This window comes from Nocardiopsis sp. TNDT3, assembly GCF_003427465.1.
Classification (GTDB): Bacteria; Actinomycetota; Actinomycetes; order Streptosporangiales; family Streptosporangiaceae; genus Nocardiopsis; species Nocardiopsis dassonvillei.
The window spans coordinates 1-1,691 of sequence record NZ_QPFC01000436.1; the positions used below are offsets into that span (position 1 = coordinate 1).

Genomic DNA, 1,691 nt, shown 5'->3' on the forward strand with positions numbered 1-1,691 from the left:
CCGTTCGCTCCCGCCGGCGGGCGGCCCGGAAGTCCGGCGGCGGCCGCACCCGCACGCCGCACCGGCCGAAGCGGGCCAGCGCGCGCAGGAGCTGCGCCGGGAGCCGGAGTCGTCGACTGGTTGCGACAGACCTCCCGGGGGTGCTGCTGCGCCGGGGCACCAGCCGCGGGGCTGTCGAGCAGCAGTGGGCGCGCGAGCTCTGAGCTGGTCCAGGTGCCGGCCCAGCAGGAGCGGGTGCAGGCGGCGGCCGCGCGTGTGCAGCAAGAGGCGATCGAGGCCGACGTGGCCCAGGCCCGCGCCGAGCAGGCGGAGATCGAGCGTGCTGCTCACGAGCAGCAGGTGCCGCGGCCGAGCTGGGGATCTCGGGGGGACACTGAGCGGCTTCCGCAGTGGGCGTTGGACCCAGCGGCTCGCCGGGCAACGCAGGCCTCGCGGTCGGGCCCCGGCCGGTGGCGGCTCGGTCCCAGAAGAGCAGAACCGCGCCCGCAGTGGCCTGGAGCCCGAAGGTCCAGAACGGAGTTGATTCCCCCTCGACGAATTGTGTACATGGGCCTACTCTTTTTGTGTAGGTCTAGGGACACAATAGAGGGGCGGGATGGATACCCGAACGCAGTACCTGCCGTCGGACCGAGTCCGCGACACCCTGGGACGCCGCATGGCATGGGTGCACGACACCGGCGGCATCCTCGTCATCACCGACAGCGGGAATCCCGACGGAGCTTTGGTTCCACCCGGCCTCCTGGCCGAGGCCGGACTGGCACCTGTGAGAGGGCAGGGGGTGCGCGAAGCTCGCGCCCATTGGGGAGTGACCCGCACCCGTGCTGCCGTCGAGGGCCCCCAGGGGCTGACGCACCACAAGAACCTGCTGGCGGTGTTGGTGGACCAGACCACAGCAGCCGCCCTCATCCGCCGCCTGCCGGTGCTGGCGTTCACCGAACTCGACCTGACCGGCATCGCCCTGGCTGACGGCGAACTCATCGCGCCCGGAGAGTACGCGGCACATGACGGAAAGACCCTGCGCGTCCGCGCCCCCCGACAAGAGGAGACGACCGTGGACAACACCACCCTGAACGACCCGGAAACCCCCGAGGTAGTGATCTTCGAGACCCTTCGAGGGACCGCCAACCGCGCCGCGGCCGCATACATGCGGGCGGCTGAAGCCGCCACCACCCCCGAGGCCAAGGAGGACGCGAAGCAGCAGATGAAACGAACCTGGAGGATCAAGAGCAATTACGACCTGAGCCGCGGCGAAATGATCGCCTTGATTCAGCAACTCCAGGGAGAGATCGACCAGTTGCGGGAGGCCTGAGCGATGCCGCCCCCTTACGAGGTGCGCCCGGAGCGTCTCCAGTAGACGTGGCTACGCGGCGCCAGCCACGGGCGAGAACAGGGTGCCCTTGTCAGCGCATCGCCCATTCGCCGCTCTCGGAAATTCGGTCGTGGTTCGGCCAAGGCGGACGCTGACAGCACCTGACGCTCCCGCTGTCAGCACTCCCGCCAACGCTGTCATCCCTGGCCGGAGCCTGTTTCCGGTGCTGTCAGCGGACAGCCGCTGAGAAGAGTCCGCCCGCCCCACTCCCGCATCCGCGCGCCTCGTGTCAGCTCCCCGCCAGCACCCCGCCCACCTTCCGCTCGCCGACCGTGAGCCCTCCGTGCGCCCGCCGTCAGCCGGGCTTCCTTTCCTGGTCCGC

1 protein-coding gene is annotated in these 1,691 nt (G+C 70.0%); it reads left to right on the forward strand.

The annotated features are described in order from the left end of the window. Nucleotides 1-655 precede the first annotated feature (655 nt). Complete coding sequence (locus DQW06_RS11470) at nucleotides 656-1,309, forward strand: hypothetical protein (RefSeq protein ID WP_148265110.1); 654 nt, start codon at nucleotides 656-658, stop codon at nucleotides 1,307-1,309. The last annotated feature ends 382 nt before the right edge of the window (nucleotides 1,310-1,691 follow it).

What these genes read in the sequence shown, in the direction of transcription:
- DQW06_RS11470 (WP_148265110.1), top strand. Translation starts at nt 656, where the DNA reads ATGGCATGGGTGCACGACACCGGCGGCATCCTCGTCATCACCGACAGC.